Annotated in this window: 7 protein-coding genes; 4 read left to right on the top strand and 3 right to left on the bottom strand. The window is 75.5% G+C overall.

What is annotated here, in order from left to right:
* Positions 1-17: 17 nt before the first annotated feature.
* From ACFWA9_RS23030 to ACFWA9_RS23020, 3 genes are read right to left on the bottom strand one after another with little or no spacing between them, the layout of a single operon-like run.
* Complete coding sequence (locus ACFWA9_RS23030; RefSeq protein ID WP_380389390.1) at positions 18-7241, bottom strand: amino acid adenylation domain-containing protein; 7224 nt, start codon at positions 7239-7241, stop codon at positions 18-20.
* The gene (locus ACFWA9_RS23025; protein ID WP_380389389.1) at positions 7238-13753 is read right to left on the bottom strand and encodes an amino acid adenylation domain-containing protein; all 6516 of its coding nucleotides are present in this window, start codon (positions 13751-13753) and stop codon (positions 7238-7240) included. Before ACFWA9_RS23025 ends, ACFWA9_RS23030 begins: the two co-directional genes overlap by 4 nt.
* Positions 13740-14669: a TauD/TfdA family dioxygenase gene (locus tag ACFWA9_RS23020; protein WP_380389387.1), complete on the bottom strand. Its 930-nt coding sequence runs from the start codon at positions 14667-14669 to the stop codon at positions 13740-13742. The genes ACFWA9_RS23025 and ACFWA9_RS23020 overlap by 14 nt, the downstream gene beginning before the upstream one ends.
* Positions 14670-14961: 292 nt before the next feature.
* Here ACFWA9_RS23020 and ACFWA9_RS23015 point away from each other — a divergent pair, with 292 nt between their 5' ends.
* From ACFWA9_RS23015 to sbnB, 4 genes are all read left to right on the top strand, one after another.
* The gene (locus ACFWA9_RS23015; protein ID WP_329486323.1) at positions 14962-15177 is read left to right on the top strand and encodes an MbtH family NRPS accessory protein; all 216 of its coding nucleotides are present in this window, start codon (positions 14962-14964) and stop codon (positions 15175-15177) included.
* 32 nt (positions 15178-15209) lie between these two features.
* A complete protein-coding gene (locus ACFWA9_RS23010; RefSeq protein ID WP_380389385.1) occupies positions 15210-16544 on the top strand; it encodes an MFS transporter in 1335 nt (444 codons plus the stop codon).
* A gap of 204 nt (positions 16545-16748) precedes the next feature.
* On the top strand, positions 16749-17768 hold the full coding sequence (gene sbnA, locus ACFWA9_RS23005) for a 2,3-diaminopropionate biosynthesis protein SbnA (RefSeq protein WP_329486327.1): 1020 nt from the start codon (positions 16749-16751) through the stop codon (positions 17766-17768).
* A complete protein-coding gene (sbnB, locus tag ACFWA9_RS23000; RefSeq protein ID WP_329486328.1) occupies positions 17762-18775 on the top strand; it encodes a 2,3-diaminopropionate biosynthesis protein SbnB in 1014 nt (337 codons plus the stop codon). Before sbnA ends, sbnB begins: the two co-directional genes overlap by 7 nt.
* Positions 18776-18826: the final 51 nt, after the last annotated feature.

Raw genomic sequence — 18826 nt, 5'->3', positions numbered from 1 at the left:
CCCCCTCCTCCACCGGCTCAGCCGGTGGTCGGCCCGCCGTCGGCGAGGATGGTGGTGATGGTCTCGGCCAGGCGGCCGAGGTGGGGCGGCTTCATGACGCCGAAGTGGTCACCGGGGATCCGGTGCAGGGCGATGTCCCCGGTGAGCTCCCGCCAGCGGGCCAGGTACTCCCCGAAGTCCTGGCCGGAGGCCACCTCGTGGTTTCCGGCGGCGAGTTCGTCGCTGGCGATCAGGTGCAGCCGACCGCCGTAGACGCGGTGGCGATAGGTCAGGCACATCTCCATGACCTCGCGCCACATCTTCGCGGACGGCAGCCAGACCTCGCCGGCGCCGTGTTCCGGCAGCACGATCCCGACCTCGGGGTCGACGTCGTCCACCAGGTGTTCGAGCAGCGCCAGGGTCTCCCCGCGGAGCGCCGAGGTGTCCTGCCCGGCCGGGGCGGCGGCCAGCTCGGTCAGCTTCGCCACGCAGCTCTCGATCAGCCGGTACTCCTTCCACAGCTCGGGCCGCTCGTGGTTGTCCAGGCCCGGGTCGAGCAGGACGAAGGTGACCTCCTCGCCCTCGGCGGTCAGCCGGTGGGCCAGCTCACTGGTGATACCGCTGCCGCCGCACCAGCCGAACAGCCGGTACGGGCCGTGCGGCGCCGCCGCCCGCAGTTCGGCCAGGTAGCGCTCGGCCATCTGCTCGGTGGAGGGGACGGGGCCGCCGTGCTCGGTCTGGAGGCCGGGCCAGGCGAAGGCCGCGACCGGCTGGTCCGGGTCGAGGTACGGCACCAGCGGGCGGTACCAGTGGGCGCTGCCACCGCCGGGGTGGACGAGGAACAGCGGCGGCCTGGTGCCCTCCCGGCGCAGCCAGAACAGCGCCTCCACCGGTGCGCCGCCCGCCGCCGCATCGACGGCCGCCGCCAGTCCGGCGACGGTCGGGTCCGCCACGAACGAGCGCACGGTCAGGTCGATGCCGTGCCGCTCGCGCAGCAGGGCGGTGATGCGCAGGATGGCCAGCGAGTGGCCGCCGAGGAGGTAGAAGTCGTCGTCCACGCCGACCTGTTCGAGGCCGAGCACCTCGGCCCAGACCTCGGCGACGGCCCGCTCGGTGGCGGTGCGCGGCGCCGCGGAGCCGGCGGTCGGCGCGGGCCCGGAGGGCGCCGGGAGCGCGGCGCGGTCGATCTTGCCGTGGGCGGTGAGCGGGAGCGCGGGCAGTTCCACCCAGGCGCCGGGGACGAGGTAGTCGGGCACCCGCCGCCGGAGCTGCTCGCGCAGCACGGCGACGTCCAGCGGGCCGGTCCCGGGCTCCGGGACGACGTAGCCGACCAGGCGCTTCTGGCCGTCCGGTCCGGGGTGCACGGCCGCCGCGGCCGCCCGGACCGGCGCGAGGCCGCCGATCATGGCCTCCACCTCGGCGAGTTCCACCCGGTGGCCGCGGATCTTCACCTGGTTGTCGCGCCGGCCGACGAAGGACAGCGTCCCGTCGGGGTCCTGGCGGACGATGTCCCCGGTGCGGTAGAACCGCGCCCCGGGGTGGCCGCCGGACGGGTCCGGCACGAAGCGGTCCGCGGTGAGGTCGGGGCGGCCGAGGTAGCCGCGGGCGAGCCCGGGGCCGCCGACCAGCAGTTCACCGGCCACGCCGAACGGCACCGGGTCGAGGTGGTCGTCGACCACCAGGACGCGGGTGTCGGTGATCGGCACGCCGATCGGCACCCCGCGGTCGGCGTCGGCCCCGGTCACCCCGCGCAGCGCCGTGCTGAAGGTGGTGCACTCGGTGGGTCCGTAGCCGTTGGTGAGCGCGACGCCGTGGCCGAGGGCGGTGCGCACGTGCGCGGGCGAGAGGGCGTCGCCGCCGGCGAGCACCTGCCGCACCCCGGCCAGCGCGGCCGGCTCGGTCTCCACCATGTGCTGGAACAGGCCGGCGGTGAGCCAGAGCAGCGTGACCCGGTGCCGGCGGAGCACCTCGGCCAGTTCGGCGGCGGTGGTCGCCCCGGGCGGGCAGACCGCCAGGCGGGCACCGTTGCCCAGCGCCCCCCAGACCTCCAGGGTGGAGGCGTCGAAGGCGAGCGGCGCGTGCAGCAGCAGCACCTGGCCGGGGTCGAGGTCGGCGTAGTTGGGGTCGTGCACCAGCCGGACCACGGCCCGGTGGGTGACCTGGACGCCCTTGGGCCGGCCGGTGGAGCCGGAGGTGTAGGTGACGTAGGCCAGGTTGTCGGGGTGGGTGCCCGCCTCGACCGGGGTCTCCGGCAGGACGGCGAGGCCGGTCCAGGCCGCGTCCAGCGGGACGCAGCGCAGGTCGGCGATCCGCGCGAGGCGGTCGGTGTCCTCCGGCCGGCAGATCACCACGTCGGCGCGGACGTCGTCCAGCACGAAGCCGATCCGGGCGTCCGGGTAGGCGGGGTCGAGCGGGACGTAGTAGCCGCCGGCCTTGAGCACGCCGAGCATGGCCAGCACCGCCTCGACGCCGCGGTCCAGGCAGATCGCGACCGGCGTCTCCGGGCCGACGCCCAGCCCGCGCAGCAGGTGGGCCAGCTGGTTGCTGCCGGTGTCCACCTCCCGGTAGGTGAGGCTCCGTTCGGCGTCCTCCAGGGCGATCGCGTCCGGGTCGGAGCGTTCCGCGACCAGCTCGGGCACGCAGACCTCGGGCAGCGGGCGGGTGGCGGGGGCGGTCGCGGCCGGGCGGTCCAGGCCGGGGGCCCGGAAGGCCTGCGGGTCGGCGTCGGCGTCCTCGGCCATCGCGGTGAGCACGGCGATGAAGGTCTCCCCGATCGCCGCGAGCCGCTCCCGGCCGACCCAGCCGGGGCGGCAGGTCATCCGCAGCTCGCCGGGGAAGGTCCAGACGTCGAAGGTGAACTCGTTCGGGCTGTGGTCGGTGACGGTGCCGATGTCCGACCGGTGCTCGTCGAGCACGTGGAAGTCCAGGTAGGCGAAGACCACCTCGACCAGTGGCTCGCCGCCGCCCCACTCGCGCTGCATCGCGGGCAGCGGGTAGCGGCGGTGCGGCCACAGGGCCAGCTCCTCGGCGAACACCGAGCGCACCAGCTCGCGCCAGCTCGGCGCCCGCAGGTCCACGGCGAACGGCACCGTGTTGAGGTACATGCCGCGGACCCGGTCGCCGCCCGGCAGTTCGGGCCGGCCGTTGGTCACCGCCCCGGCGAGGAACCGGCGCTGGCCGCTGAGCAGGCCGAGCACCTTCAGGTGGGCGGTGTAGAGGACGGTCTTGAGCGAGCTCTGGGTGTCGGCGGCGAGCCGGCGCAGCTTCGGCTCCAGCGCCGCCCAGGGCAGCCGCACCTCGGTGGCGGGCAGGTGCGCCTCGGCCGGGGCGGTGTCGGCGGGCAGCCGCAGCCGGTCGTGGCCGGTGATCCGGCCGCGCCAGAACTCCCGGTCCGCCGGGGAGGCCAGGGCGCGCTTCTCCAGCTGGATGAAGTCGGCGTAGCGGACCTCCGGCGGCGCCGCGGCGGGGGCGCCGGTGCCGGCGGCCAGCTCCCGGTAGGCGGCGCGCAGTTCGCCGATGACGGAGTGGTGGCTCCAGCCGTCCAGGATGGCGTGGCACTCGACGTGGGTCAGCAGCCACTCCCGGTCGCCGACCAGGTGGGCGTGGTAGCGCAGCAGCGGGGCGCGTCCGACGTCGAACGGGGTGCGCTGGGCCTCGGCACGGAAGCGCCGGACGGCGGCCTGCTGCTCCTCGGCCGGCAGGTGGCGCAGGTCGTCCACGCCGATCTCCAGGTGCAGGTCGTCCGCCGCGTGCACCAGCTGGAGCGGTTCGGAGTACCCGGAGAGGTCGAAGGAGGTGCGCAGGATCTCGTGCCGCTCGATCAGCAGCCGGACCGCGCCGTTCAGCGCCTCGGCGGAGAACGGGCCGTCGTCGACGATCTGGAAGGTGCTGGCGTTCTGGTAGGTGTTGCGCTCGGGGTCGGCCAGCATCTCGTAGACCATGCCGACCTGGACCTGGCCCATCGGGTAGGCGTCGGCCAGGCCCTCGGGGAGGCGCTCGCGGTCGGCCGGGTCGAGCAGCTCGAAGCGACCCACCAGGGCGGTCTCGGCCGGCTCGGCGGCCGGCCGGTCGGCCGCCAGCGGGGCCAGCTCCGCGACGGTCTGGCGGGCGAAGACGTCCTGGACGGAGAGGGCGAGCCCCTGGTCGCGCAGCGCGCCGACGGCCCGGATGGCGCGCATCGAGTCGCCGCCGAGCTGGAAGAAGCCGTCGTGCACGCCGACCTTGTCGACGCCGAGGGCGGCGGCGAAGGCGTCCGCGAGGGTCTGTTCGAGGGCGCTGCGCGGGGCGACGAACGCGCCGACCAGCTCGGAGCGGGTCCGGTCGGGTGCGGGCAGCGCCTTGCGGTCGGTCTTGCCGCTGGGGGTCAGCGGCAGCGTCTCGAGCGTCGTCCAGTGCACCGGGCGCATGTGCTCCGGCAGCCGTCCGCGCAGGTGCTCGCGGGCCGCCTCGACGTCGGCCCCGGCCGGGACCAGGTAGCCGACCAGCTGGTCGTCGTGGACGGCGACGGCCGCGGCGGCGACGCCGGGGGCCTGCGCCAGGACCGCCTCGATCTCGCCGAGTTCGACCCGCTGGCCGCGGATCTTCACCTGGTGGTCGAGCCGGCCGAGGTACTCGATCTCTCCGTTCGCCCGGTACCGGGCGAGGTCGCCGGTGCGGTAGAGCCGGCCGCCGGGCTCGGTGGCGAAGGGGTCGGGCACGAAGCGGTCGGCGGTGAGCTCCGCCCGGTTCAGGTAGCCGCGGGCCAACTGGACCCCGCCGAGCAGGAGTTCGCCCGGCACGCCGATCGGCTGCGGGCGCAGCGCGGCGTCCACGACGTAGGTGCGGGTGTTGGAGATCGGGCGGCCGATGGTGACCGGCCGGCCCGGCTCGCAGCGGATCGCGGTGACGTCGACGGCGGCCTCGGTGGGCCCGTACAGGTTGTGCAGTTCGCAGCCGATCCGCTCGTGCACGGCGGTGACCAGCTCGGCGGGCAGTGCCTCGCCGCTGCACACCATGCGGCGCAGCGAGGGCAGCGGCGGCAGCGGCTCGGCGAGGAAGGCCCGCAGCATCGACGGTACGAAGTGCAGGGTGGTGATCCGCTCGGTGCCGATCAGGTCGGCGAGGTAGGCCGGGTCGCGGTGGCCGCCGGGGCGGGCCAGGACCAGGGTCGCGCCGGTGATCAGCGGCCAGAAGAACTCCCAGACCGAGACGTCGAAGCTGTACGGGGTCTTCTGCAGCACCCGGTCGTCGGCGTCGAGCCCGTAGGCCTCCTGCATCCAGTGCAGCCGGTTGACGATGGCCCGGTGCTCGACCAGCACGCCCTTGGGGCGGCCGGTCGAACCCGAGGTGTAGATCAGGTAGGCCGGGTGCTCGGGCGCCGCCGCGAAGACCGGGTCGTGGCCCCAGCCGCCGGGCAGTTCGGCGGTGATGTCCACCAGGTGCGGGGCGCCGCCGGTCACCAGCGGGGTGAGCCCCGGGTCGGTGACCACGGCGAGGGCGCCGGAGTCGGCCAGCATGAAGGCGAGCCGGTCCGCCGGGTAGTCGGGGTCGAGCGGCAGGTACGCGCCGCCGGCCTTGAGCACCGCGAGCAGCGCGACCACCAGGTCGGCGCCGCGGTGCAGGCAGACGCCGACCACCGACTCGGGGCCGACGCCGAGCCGGCGCAGGTGGTGGGCGAGCTGGTTGGCCCGGACGTCCAGCTCGCGGTAGCTGAGCTCGGCGCCCTCGAACCGCAGGGCGGTGGCGTTCGGGGTGCGGGCGACCTGCGCCTCGAACAGCAGCGGCAGGGTGCCGGTGGGGTAGCCGCGGCCGGTGGCGTTCCAGCTGAGCAGCTGGCGCTCGCGCTCCTCCCGGGGGAGGATCTCCAGCTCGTCCAGCGGCGTGTCGGGCGCCGCGACGGCGTGCTCCAGCAGCTGGGCGAACTGGGCGGCGAACCGCTCGGCCGTCGCCCGGTCGAACAGCGCGGAGGCGTAGTTGACGCCGCCCGCGAGCGAGCCGTCCGGCTGGGCGGCCAGGCCGACGGTGAGGTCGAACTTGGCGGTGCTCTCGCCGACCGGCAGCCGCTCGACGGTCAGGCCGCCCATGGCCGCGGGCGTGGCGGCGCCGGCGGCGTCCTGCCACAGCAGCATGGAGGAGAACAGCGGCGTGCGGGCGGGGTCGCGCTCGGGCGCCAGCTCCTCGACCAGGCGCTCGAACGGCACCTCCTGGTGGCCGTACGCGTCCAGGGCGGTCTCCCGGACCTGGGACAGCAGCTCGGCGAAGGTCCGCGGGCCGGCCAGGTCGACCCGGAGCACCAGGGTGTTGAGGAAGAGGCCGACGACGTCCTGCACCTCGGCGCGGTCGCGCCCGGCGACCGGGGAGCCGACGGCGACGTCGCGCTGCCCGCTCCAGCGGCCGAGCAGGACGGCGTGGGCGGCCAGCAGGGCCATGAAGGGGGTGGCGCCGTGGTCCCGGGCCAGCGCCGTCAGCCGACCGGCGGTCGCGGCCGGGACGACCAGCGGCACCAGGGCGCCGGCCGCGTCGCGCACCGGCGGGCGGGGCCGGTCGGTGGGCAGCTCCAGCGGCGCCAGGCCGGCCAGCCGCTCGTTCCAGTGGTCGAGGCGGCGCCGCAGCGCCCCGTCGGAGAGCCGCTCGCGCTGCCAGACGGCGTAGTCGGCGTACTGGAGCGGCAGGTCCGGGGTGCGGGCCGGGCGCCCGGCGACGGCGTCGTCGTAGCGCTCGGCGAGTTCGCCGACCAGGAGGTCCTCGGACCAGCCGTCGCAGGCGATGTGGTGGACGGTCAGCAGGACGACGTGCTCCCGCGGGGCGAGCCGGGCCAGGACGGCGGACAGCACCGGGCCCTCGGCGAGGTCCACCGGACGGCGGGCGCCGGTGGCGAGGTCGGCCAGCCGGGCGTCGGCGGCGGCCCGGTCCAGGGTGCTCAGGTCCTCCTCGGTGAGCGGCACGCCGCTCGGCGCGTCGACCACCTGGACGGGTTCGCCGTCGACCACCGGGTACCTGGTCCGCAGGACTTCGTGGCGGTGCTGGATCCCGTCGAGCGCGGTCCGCAGCGCGGCCCGGTCGAGGGGGCCGGTCAGCCGCAGCGAGGCCGTCACCAGGTACTCGGTGCTGCCGGGCTGGAGCCGGTCGAGGATCCAGAGGCGGCGCTGGGCGAAGGAGAGCGGCAGCGGGCCGCCGCGCGGTGCCCGGCCGATGCCCTCGGCCGGGGCGGTGCCCGCCCGGCCGGCGAGGCGCCGGCGCAGCAGCTCCTGCCGCAGCCGGGTGCGGTCCGTGGTGTCGGTCATCGGTGCCCCTCCTCGGCGAGCAGGCCCGCCACTTCCTCGTCGGTGAGCGCGGTGATCTCGGCCTCGACGGCGTCGGTCACCGCCTCGGTGAGCCGGGCCACCGTGGTGGCCTCGAACAGCAGGCGCAGCGGCAGCTCGACGGCGAACGTCTCGCGGAGCCGGGCCAGGACCCGGGTGGCCAGCAGCGAGTGGCCGCCCAGGGCGAAGAAGTCGTCCTGGACGCCGATCCGCTCGACGCCCAGCACCTCGCCCCAGATCGCGGCGACCGCCTCCTCGGCGGGGTCGCGCGGGGCCAGGTGCTCGCGGGCCCCGCCGGCCAGGGCGGCGGAGGCGTCGGGCAGTGCCTTGCGGTCGACCTTCTTGCTGGCGGTCAGCGGGAGCGCGTCGAGCGGCACCCACAGCGCGGGGATCATGTACTCGGGGAGCAGCGCCCGCAGGTGGCCGCGGAGTTCGGCCACGTCGGGCATCGGGCTGCCGGGCCGGGCCACCAGGTAGGCGGCCAGCCGGCGTTCGCCGGGGGCGGTCTCCGGGGCGGTCACCACCGCCTCCTGGAGGGCGGGGTGGCGGGCCAGCGCCGCCTCGATCTCGCCGAGTTCGATGCGCAGGCCGCGGACCTTGACCTGCTGGTCGATCCGGCCGAGGAACTCGATGGTGCCGTCCGGCCGGTGGCGGGCGAGGTCGCCGGTCCGGTAGAGGCGCCCGCCCGGCTCGCCGCCGAAGGGGTCGGGCACGAAGCGCTCGGCGGTCAGCTCCGGGCGGCGGTGGTAGCCGCGGGCCAGCCGGACGCCGCCCAGGTACAGCTCGCCGGGGACGCCGACCGGGACGGGCCGCTGGTCGGCGTCGAGGATGTGCGCGCGGGTGCCGGGGACGGGCCGCCCGAGCGGCAGGGCCGAGGCCTCGTCGCCCTCCGCCGGCACCTCGGAGACGGGGTGCAGCAGGCAGGTGACGGTGGCCTCGGTCGGGCCGTAGTTGCACAGGAAGCGGGCGGGCAGGCCGGTCTGCGCCCAGCGCCGCGCGTCCAGGCCGGTGACCACGTCGCTGCCGACGTTCATCAGCTTGAGCCCGCTCAGCAGGTGCAGGTCGGGGGACTCCAGGACGGCCCGGTAGTAGGACGGCGTGATCTCGACGACGGTGACGCCGTGCTCGGCGAGCCGGACCGGCAGCTCGGCCGGGGTCCAGAACACCGGGTCGGCGACCACGATGGTGGCGCCCGCGACCAGGGTGGCCGCGATCTGGTCCATCGCCACGTCGAAGGTGAGGGCGGAGAGCAGGACCACCCGCTCGCCGGGGGCGATGCCGTACTGGTCGGCGATCACCCGGCAGTGGTGGGCGTAGGAGCGGTGCTCGATCATGACGCCCTTGGGGCGGCCGGTCGAGCCGGAGGTGTAGATGACGTAGGCGAGGTTCTCCGGCCGGATCAGGACCGGCTCGGCCTCGGCGGCGGCGCTGTCGGTTCCGGCGGCGGTCCCGTCGTCGGTCTGGGTCCCGTCGTCGGTCTGGGTCCCGTCGTCGGTGTGGGTCCCGTCGTCGCTCCCGTCGGCGAGCACCACCCGGTGGGAGCCGGTCACCCGGTCGGCGAAGGCCCCGGTGGTGACCACGAGTTCCGGGCCCGCGTCGGCGAGCATGAACTCCAGCCGCTCGGCCGGGTGCTGCGGGTCGAACGGCACGTACGAGCCGCCGGCCTTCAGCACCGCGAGCAGCACCACGACCGCCTCGACGCCGCGCTCCAGGAGGGAGCCGACGACCGTCTCCGAGGTGACCCCGAGGGCGCGCAGCCGGGCCGCGAACCGGTCGGCCCGCGCGTCGAGTTCGGCGTAGCTCAGCCGCTGGTCGCCGAAGACCACGGCGACCGCGTCCGGGGTGCGCCGGGCCTGCCGGGCGAAGAGCTCGGGCACGCAGAGCCCGTGCTCCTCGACCGGGTCGAGCTCGGCGGCCCGCCCGCCGGCCGGGTCGGCCCAGCGGGTGAGGACGGTGTGCCGCTCCTCGTCGGTGAGCATGCCGAGGTCGCCGATCCGGGCCCCGGGGGCGGCGGTGACGCTGCCGATCAGGGTCAGGTAGTGGCCGGCCATCCGTTCGACGGTCGCCCGGTCGAAGAGCGCGGTCGCGTACTCGAACCAGCAGTACATCCGGCCGCCGCGTTCCTTGACGGTCACGGTGAGGTCGAACTTGGCGATCTCCAGGCCGGCCCGGACCGGCTCCACGGCGGCCGCGCCGAGCCGGGCGGGGACGCCGGCCAGGTGCTGGTGCTCGAACATGACCTGGAAGAGCGGGTTGCGGGAGAGGTCCCGCTCCGGGCGCAGCGCGTCGACCAAGTGCTCGAACGGCACGTCCTGGTGGGCGAAGGCGTCGAGCACCGAGCCGCGGACGTGGTCCAGCAGGTCCGGGAAGGCCGGGTTGCCGGCCAGGTCGTTGCGGATCACCAGGTTGTTGGTGAAGAACCCGACGAGGTCCTCGGTCTCCTGGCGGGTCCGCCCGGCGACGGGGGTGCCGACCGCGAGGTCGTCGAGGCCGGTGTAGCGGTGCAGCATCACCTGGAAGACGGCGAGCAGCACCATGAACGGGGTCGCGCCGTGCCGGCCGGCCAGCTCGGTGACGGCCCGGCCGACCTCCGGCGCCACCTCGACGACCACGTTGGCGCCGCGCGAGTCGCGGACGGCCGAGCGGAGCCGGTCGGTGGGCAGCTCGACCGGCGTCAGGCCGCCCAGGCGGTCGCGCCAGTAGGCGAGCTGGTGGTCCAGCCGGCCGGCGTCCTGCTGCTCGCGCTGCCAGACGGCGAAGTCCGCGTACTGGACCGGCTCGGGGGCCGGCAGGGCGGGCGCGTCCTCGGTGAAGGACCGGTAGGCGAGGTCGAGTTCGCGCAGGTAGACGTTGGTCGACCAGGCGTCGAAGGCGATGTGGTGCAGGGTCAGGACGAGCAGGTGGTCCTCGGGGGCGGTGCGGATCAGGGTCGCCCGCAGCGGGTGGCCCTGGGCCAGGTCGAACGGGGAGCGGGCCAGCTCGTCGACCAGGGCGCGGGCCCCTGCCTCGGCGTCCGGCCCGGCCGACAGGTCGGTCAGGGTGAAGTCGACCGGCCCGGCGGGGTCGACGACCTGGACGGGGTCGCCGCCCTCGGAGCGGTAGCGGGTGCGCAGCACCTCGTGCCGGGCGGAGAGCGCGTCCAGCGCGCCGCGCAGCGCCGCGGTGTCGAGCGGGCCGGTCAGCCGCAGCGCCAGCGGGACGACGTACTCGTGGCTCCCGGGCTCCAGCTGGTCGAGGAACCACATCCGCTGCTGGCCGAAGGAGAGCGGCAGCGGGCGGTCCCGGCCGACGGGGCGGACGGCGTCCGCCGCGGTGTCGGGGCCGGTGCCCGAGGCGCCGTCGATCCGGGCGGCCAGCCCGGCGACGGTCGGCGCGTGGAACAGCTCGCCGACCGTCAGCTCGATGCCGAACGCGCGCCGCAGCCGCAGCACCAGCTTGATCGCGAGCAGCGAGTAGCCGCCGAGCAGGAAGAAGTCGTCGTGCGCGCCGACCCGTTCGACGTCCAGCACCTCGGCCATCAGTGCGGCGACGGTCCGCTCGGCGTCGGTGCGCGGGGCCTCCCAGGCCCGCGCGGCCGGGCGCTCCGGCTCGGCGGCGGGCAGCCGGCGGCGGTCCACCTTGCCGTTGGGCGTGAGCGGCAGCTCGTCGAGCTCGACCACGGCGGACGGCACCATGGCCTCCGGCAGCGCGGCGGCCAGCCGGGCGCGCAGCCCGTCCGGCTCGATCCGCGCCCCGGCGGCGGCCACCACGTAGGCGGTCAACCGGGTGTCGCCGGTGCCGGACCGGTGGGCGGCCACCACGGCGGCGGCCACCGACGGGTCGCTCGCCAGCAGCGCCTCGATCTCGCCGGGCTCGATCCGCACGCCGCCGATCTTGACCTGGTCGTCGACGCGTCCGACGTACTCCAGCGCGCCGTCCGCGCGGCGGCGCACCAGGTCGCCGGTGCGGTAGCGGCGGGCGCCGGGCACGGCGGCGAACGGGTCCGGGACGAACCGGTCGGCGGTGAGGTCGCCGCGGCCGGCGTAGCCGCGGGCCAGACCGATGCCGCCGACGCAGAGTTCGCCGACCACGCCGACCGGCACCAGACGGTCCTCGGCGTCCACCACGTAGGTGCGCACATTGGGCAGCGGCAGGCCGATCGGCACCTGCTCGCCGGGCTCGGCCGGGTCGTAGGGCCAGGCGGTCGAGTCGATCGCGCACTCGGTGGGGCCGTAGGTGTTGACCACCTCGACGTCGACGATCCGGCGCAGCCGGGCGCAGAGTTCGGCGGGCAGCGGCTCGCCCGCCGAGCAGACCACGCGCAGCGCGTCGCAGTCGGCCAGGGCCGGTTCGTCGAGCAGCAGGCGCAGCATCGAGGGCACGCCCTGGAGCACGGTGACGCGGTGCTCGGCGACGGCGCGGGCCATCACTGCCGGGTCGCGGTGGGCGTCCTGCGGGCCGGTGACCACGGTGGCGCCGCAGACCAGCGGGGAGAGGAACTCCCAGACCGCAGCGTCGAAGCCGATGGTGGTCTTCTGCAGCACCCGGTCACCGGGGCCGAGGCCGTAGCGCTCCACGGACCAGAGCACCCGGTTGCGGATCGCGGCCTCCGGGACGACGACGCCCTTGGGCCGGCCGGTGGAGCCGGAGGTGTACATCATGTACGCGGCCTCGGCGCCGGTGACGCCGGCGGGTTCGAGGTCCGCCGGCGGCGCCCCCGCCGGGTCCTCGCCGCCCTCGCCGCCCTCGCGGTCGAGGACGAGCGTGTTCGGGTGCGGCGGCAGCTGGCCGAGCAGGGACTCCTCGGTGACCAGCAGGCCCACCCCGGCGTCGGCGACCAGGTGGGCCAGCCGCTCGGCCGGCTGCTCCGGGGCCAGCGGCACGTAGACGCCGCCCGCGGTCAGCACCGCGAGCAGCGTGGCGACCAGGTCGGTACCACGGTGCAGGGCGACGCCGACGGCGCTCTCCCGGCCGACGCCGCGCGAGCGCAGCACCCCGGCGAGCCGCCGGACCCGGTCGGCGAGAGCGGCGTAGTCGGTCCGCCGCGCGCCGGACACCACGGCGACCGCGTCCGGGGTGGCCAGTGCCTGGGCGAAGAACAGTTCGGCCAGCGACTGCCGCGGGCGCCCGGCCTCGGTGCGGTTCCAGCGGGCGAGGTCGGCCAGCTCCGCGTCGGGGACGGTCTCCAGCGTGTGCGCGGGGGCCGCCGGCCGCTCGGCGATGCCCGCCAGCAGCCGCAGCAGGCTCGCCGCCATCCGCTCGATCCGGGCCCGGTCGAAGAGCGCGGTCGGGTAGATCAGCCGGGCCGCGAACGAGCCGTCGGGGAGCTCGGACAGGTGCAGCGAGAGGTCGAACGCGGAGTGCTCGGTGGCCGCCTCGACCTTGCTCACGTCGAGCCCGGGCAGCCGCAGCGGGCGGCGCTCGGCGTTGTGCAGCGCGAAGCCGACCTGGAACACCGGGTTGCGGGAGAGGTCGCGCTCGGGGGCGAGGTCGGCGACCACCCAGCCGAACGGCACGTCCTGGTGCTCGTAGGCGTCCAGGGTGGTCTCGCGGACCCGCGCCAGCAGGTCGAGGAAGGATCCTTGGCCGGACAGGTCGGTCCGCAGCACCAGCGTGTTGAGGAACATGCCGACCAGCGGCTCCAGGGCCACCTCGTCGCGGTCCGAGACCGAGACGCCGACGGCCACGTCGCGGGCGCCGGACCAGCGGGCGAGCAGCAGCTGGAACGCGGCCAGGTGCACCATGAACGGGGTCGCGCCGCCGTCCCGGCCGAGCGCGGCCAACCGCTGCGCGAGCTCCGCCGGCACGGTGAACGGGACGCTGTCGCCGGCCGGGTCCCACTGCGCCGGGCGGCGGCGGTCGGTGGGCAGCTCCAGCGGTTCCAGGCCGGCCAGCCGCTCCCGCCAGTAGCCGCGCCGCCGCTCGGCCCGCTCGGGGGTGGCGGCCCAGGTGTCGCGCTGCCACTGCGCGAAGTCGGCGTACTGCACCGGGACGGGCTCCAGCGGCGACGGCCGCCCGGCCGCGAAGGCGTCGCAGAGCTCGTGCAGCTCGCGCGCCAGGATGCCCCAGGACCAGCCGTCGAAGGCGATGTGGTGGACGGTCACCAGCAGGACGGCCTCGTCCTCGGCGAACCGGGCCAGGGTCAGCCGCCAGGGGGCCCGGGCGCGCAGGTCGATCGGGGTGCGCAGCTCGGCGGCGTGCAGCTCGCGCACCCGCGCCTCGCGGCCGTCCGCCGGCACCCCGGTCAGGTCCAGCACGGCGAGCGGCACGGGGCCGGGCTCGTCGACGTACTGCACCCCGGTGCCGCCCTCGGTGCCGTAGCGCGAGCGCAGCACCTCGTGCCGCGCCGCGACCTCGGTGAACGCGGCCTCCAGCACCGGCAGGTCGAGCGGGCCGCGGATCCGGAACGCCTCGCACATCAGGTACTCGGTGGAGGCGCCGGAGCGCAGCTGGTCCAGGAACCACAGCTGCTCCTGGGCGTAGGAGAGCGGGAGTCCGCTGTCACCGGTGGGCATCGGACGCCTCCAGGAGCGAGTCGGGGCTGACGGCGGCCGAGTACGGCTCGGCCATGGCCACGGCGATCCGGCGCGGGCCGGTGAACGGCTCGCGGGCGTGCGCCGACAGCATGTTGTCCACCAGCAGGACGTCGTCCCGCTGCCAGTCGAAGCGGCGCCACTCGGCGCGGTAGCAGGCGCGCAGGTGCGCGATGACCTCGTCCGGCACCGGCCGGCCGTCGCCGTAGTAGGTGTTGGTCGGCAGCTGGGAGTCGTCGTACATCTCGCGCAGCGCCGAACTCACCTCCTCGCCGAGCGTGGTCACGTGGAAGAAGGTGAGGTGGTTGAACCAGACCGTCTCGCCGGTCACCGGGTGGCGGTGCACCGCCCGGCGGCGGGCGCGGGTGCGCAGGCCGTCGGCGGTCCACTCGGTGGCGACGCCGTTGCGGGCGCAGTAGGCGTCGACCTCGGCGCGGTCGGAGGTGTTGAAGGCCTGCTGCCACGGCACGCCGAAGCCGTCCGAGAAGTTGCGCACCACCATCCAGCCGCGGGCGGCGAACTCCTCGCGGACGGCGGGGTCGATCGCCTCGTACACCCGGCGGGTGTCGGCGAGCGGGGTGGCGCCGAGCGTCTCCGGCGGCTCGACGCAGTGGAAGAACAGGGTCATCGGCCAGTCGGCCTGGTAGGAGTTCTCGTTGTGGAGGAAGATCTCCTCGCTCGGCGGGTAGTCGGTCGAGGTGTACACCTGCCCCTTGATGGTGCTGCGCGGCGAGGACCGCTCGGCGTAGGCCAGGGGCGAGCCGGACACCGCCCGCACCGCCGCCTCGAACCCGTCCACCCCGCCGACGCCGAACCCGCGCAGCAGGACCGCGCCGTGTTCGAGCAGCCGGCCGCGGACGAACGGTCGGGCGGCCGAGAGGTACTCGGCCAGGGGCATGCCGGGAGTGTCGGCCGGCACCGTCAGGGGGAGGACGGAGCCCGCGCCGTTCTCCCGGGGTCGGTCCGCCGGCGCGGGCCGTATGGAGGGGTTCGCAGTCATGCGCCTCAGCGTCGTCGCCCGGCGGCCGCTCCCCGGAGAGAACAACCGGCAGTCACGGCGGCAGGCTTGGCGTCGCGGTGACTGCGCCTCCTTCTCTGCAGCCGGACCGGGCCGGTGCGGCAGGCTCGCTGGCGCCGCCACCGGTCACGTGAGGTGCGTGACGCGGCAGTTCACCCGAGGGAGGCCCGTCGTGGCCGAGGAAGACACCGACGACCGCACCTACCGCGTCGTCCTCAACGACGAGGAGCAGTACTCCGTCTGGCCCGCCGACCGGGACCTCCCGCTCGGCTGGTACGCGGAGGGCACCGAGGGCACCAGGGCCGACTGCCTGACCCACATCGGCACCGTCTGGACCGACATGCGGCCGCTCAGTCTGCGCCGCCAGATGGAGCGGGCGGCCGGCTAGCGGCCGGTCCGGCCCCGCGAGGTGTGTGACAGATGACCAGCCCCGACACGCGGGCTCCGGCGGACGAGCAGACCCGGCCGCCGGACCCGCCCGATCCACCCGCTCCGGCGGACGCGGCCGATCCACCCGGCCCGGCGGACGCGGCCGGGACGGAAGCCGTGGTCCCGCTGCACCGCAACCGCGACTTCCTGCTGCTGTGGGGCGGCTCGGCCGTCTCCCTGCTCGGCTCGACCGCGACCACCATCGCCTACCCGCTGCTGGTCCTCGCCCTCACCGGCTCGCCGTTCGACGCCGGGCTCGCCGGCTTCGTCGCGCTGCTGCCCGCCCTGCTGCTCCAGCTGCCGGCCGGCGCCCTGGTGGACCGCTGGCCGCGCCGGCGGCTGATGATCTGGTGCGACGCGCTGCGCGCGCTCGGCGCGGCGGTCATCGCCGGCGCGGCGGCGCTCGACCTGCTCAGCCTCCCGCTGGTGCTGGTGGTGGGGTTCACCGAGGGCGCGCTCACCGTCTTCCACGGCCTCGCCGCGCACGCGGCCGTCCCCAACGTCGTGGCACCGGGCCAGCTGTCGCTGGCACTGTCCCGCAACGAGGCGCGCGGGCGGGGCGCCGTGATGCTCGGCACGCCGCTCGGCGGCATCCTGTTCGGGCTCGGCCGGGCCGTGCCGTTCGTCGCCGACGCGCTGACCTACCTGGTCTCGCTGAGCGGCCTGCTGTTCATCCGCAAGGAGTTCGAGGCCGAGCGGTCCGCCGGCACCGGCACCATGCGCGAGCAGGTCCGGGAGGGCCTGGGGTGGCTCTGGAAGCACCCCTTCCTGCGCACCACCACCCTGCTGGTGGCCGGCAGCAACCTGATGTTCCGGGCGCTGTTCCTGGTCGCCATCGTGCTGGCCACCGACGTCGGCGCGTCCTCGGCCGGGGTCGGCCTGATGGTCGGGGTCGCCGGCGCCGGCGGGCTCGCCGGCTCGCTGGCCGCCCCCTGGTTCGCCCGCCGCCTGGGCCTCAGCGCCCTGGTGATCGCGGCGAACTGGGCCTGGGCCGTGCTGATGGTGGTGATCGCCGTCAGCCGCGACCCGTTCACGCTCGCCGCCGCCTACGCGGCGATGTGGTTCGTCGGGCCGCTGTGGAACGTGGCGCTCGGCAGCTACCAGCTGGGCATCACCCCCGACCGGCTGCGCGGCCGGGTGCTCGCGGCGATGAGCACGCTGTCCAACGGGGCCCTGCCGATCGGCTCGCTGCTCGGCGGCCTGCTGCTCGACTCGGCCGGCGCGCGGACCGCCGCGGTGGCCCTGGCGGGCTGGATGGTGCTGCTCGCCGTCGCCGCCTCGGTCGCCCGCACGGTGCGCACCGTGCCCGGCCCGGCGAACCCGTGACCCGGCGGCGCCACCCCCGCCGCCGTACCGCTCCGCCGGCGGCCCTCGCCCCGGCCGCTCCCCGGTCCCCGCGCTCCCCCGCGGCCACACCCCCGGCCCCGGCGGCGACGGCCGGACCACCCCTCGATCCAGTGCTGACAGGAGGAACTAGCGTGTTCCGCACCATGCTCGGGCCGCGCCCCGATCCGACGGGGCGAGGCCATCATGCCGGCACCTGACGACCGGCCGGCCGGCGTCCTCGGCACGATCGGCGGCACCCCGCTGGTCGAACTCGCCAAGCTCGCCCCGGGCCGACACTTCACCACCTACGCCAAGCTGGAGGCGTTCAACCCCGGCGGCAGCATGAAGGACCGCTCGGCGCTGGAGATGCTCCGCGAACGGATCCGCACCGGCGCGCTGGTGCCCGGCCGCTCCGTGGTCGTCGAATCCAGCTCCGGCAACCTCGGGATCGGACTCGCCCAGGTCTGCTCCTACTACGGGCTCCGGTTCATCTGCGTGGTGGACCCGCGCACCAACCGCCAGAACATCGCCATCATGCGGGCGCTCGGCGCCGAGGTGGAGGTGGTCCAGGAGACCGACCCGGTGACCGGCGAGTACCTGCCGGTCCGGATCCGCCGGATCAGCGAGCTGACCGCCCGCATCCCCGGCGCCTACTGGCCCAACCAGTACGCCAACCCGCTGAACCCCCAGGCGCACCGGCGGACGATGCGCGAGATCCTGGACGCCGTCCCCGGCGGGATCGACTACCTGTTCTGCGCGACGAGTTCCTGCGGCACCCTGCGCGGCTGCGCGGAGCAGGTCCGCGAACTGCGCCTGCCGGTGACCGTGGTCGCGGTGGACGCCAGGGGCAGCGCCATCTTCGGCGGCGTCCCGACCTCCCGGCTGATCCCCGGCCACGGCGCGGCCGTCCGGCCCGCGCTCTACCGCGACGGCCTCGCCGACGAGGTCGTCCACGTGACCGACCTCGAATGCGTGGTCGGCTGCCGCCGGCTCGCCGGCCGCGAGGCCATCCTGGCCGGCGGCTCGTCCGGCGCGCTGGTGGCGGCGATCGACCTGATGGCCGACCGCATCCCCGCCGGCTCGCGCTGCGCGGTCGTCCTGCCCGACCGCGGCGAGCGGTACCTCGACACGATCTACAACGACGAATGGGTCGCCCGCCACTTCGGCGACGTGTCCCACCTGTGGAAGGAGAAGGAGTACGCGATGAAGGTGGCACCATGCTGATCCTCGGAGCAGGGGAGGTCCGGCAGGTCCTCGACGGTGCCGAGAGCGAGGTCGTCGCGGCCGTCCGCCGCGCCTACGTCCTGCACGACCGGGGCCGCACGGCCCTGCCGCACTCGGTGTTCCTCCGCTTTCCCGACGACCCGCGCAACCGGATCATCGGACTGCCCGCCTACCTCGGCGAGGACGTCCCGGTGGCGGGCATCAAGTGGATCTCCTCCTTCCCCGGCAACACCGCCGCCGGTCGGGAGCGCGCCTCCGCCGCGGTGATCCTCAACTCCATGGCCACCGGGCACCCGGAGGCCCTGCTGGAGGGCTCGCTGATCTCGGCCCGGCGGACCGCGGCCAGCGCCGCCCTCGCCGCGTCCGTCCTCACCTCGGAGACCCCCGAGACCGGAGCCACCCTGATCGGCTGCGGCGTGATCGGCTTCGAGATCCTGAACTACCTCCGGGCCGTCCTGCCGGACCTCGGCACCGTCACCGTGTTCGACCTCGACCGGTCCCGCGCGGAGGCCTTCGCCGCCCGCTGCGAGGCCCGCTGGCCCGGGCTCAAGACGGCCGTCGCCGAGACGGCCGAGGACGCGATGGCCGCCCACCGGCTGGTCTGCCTGGCCACCACCGCCGGGACCCCGCACCTGACCACCGAGGCCTGCCGGCCGGGCACCCTGGTGCTGCACGTGTCCCTGCGCGACCTGACCGCCGAGAGCATCCTGGGCGCGGTCAACGTGGTCGACGACGCCGACCACGTCTGCCGGGAGCGGACGTCCCTGCACCTGGCCGAGGAGCTGGTCGGCAACCGGGACTTCATCTCCACCTCGCTCGGCGCCGTGCTCCGCGCCGACGAGCCGTACCGGCGCACCGAGGACGGCGTCACCGTCTTCTCGCCGTTCGGGCTCGGCGCGCTCGACCTCGCCCTGGCGGGCCTGGTCCACCGGCAGGCACGCGAGCGCGGGCTGGGCACCCGGGTGGCGGGATTCCTGCCGGAGGGCGCCGGAGCCGCCGCCGGGTGACGCCACCGGCGCCGCCGGGGCCCCGGGACCGCCGCTCGGCCGGCGGCGGCC

This window comes from Kitasatospora sp. NPDC059973 (assembly GCF_042737525.1).
Lineage (GTDB): Bacteria > Actinomycetota > Actinomycetes > Streptomycetales > Streptomycetaceae > Kitasatospora.
The sequence above is the reverse complement of the archived record's forward strand: the minus strand, read 5'-3'. Positions and strand labels throughout refer to the sequence as shown.

Bases quoted from the DNA above. Each gene is read 5' to 3' on its own strand.
- ACFWA9_RS23025 (WP_380389389.1), bottom strand. From the start codon at position 13,753: ATGCCCACCGGTGACAGCGGACTCCCGCTCTCCTACGCCCAGGAGCAG.
- sbnB (WP_329486328.1), top strand. From the start codon at position 17,762: ATGCTGATCCTCGGAGCAGGGGAGGTCCGGCAGGTCCTCGACGGTGCC.
- ACFWA9_RS23010 (WP_380389385.1), top strand. From the start codon at position 15,210: ATGACCAGCCCCGACACGCGGGCTCCGGCGGACGAGCAGACCCGGCCG.
- ACFWA9_RS23020 (WP_380389387.1), bottom strand. From the start codon at position 14,669: ATGCCCCTGGCCGAGTACCTCTCGGCCGCCCGACCGTTCGTCCGCGGC.
- sbnA (WP_329486327.1), top strand. From the start codon at position 16,749: ATGCCGGCACCTGACGACCGGCCGGCCGGCGTCCTCGGCACGATCGGC.
- ACFWA9_RS23030 (WP_380389390.1), bottom strand. From the start codon at position 7,241: ATGACCGACACCACGGACCGCACCCGGCTGCGGCAGGAGCTGCTGCGC.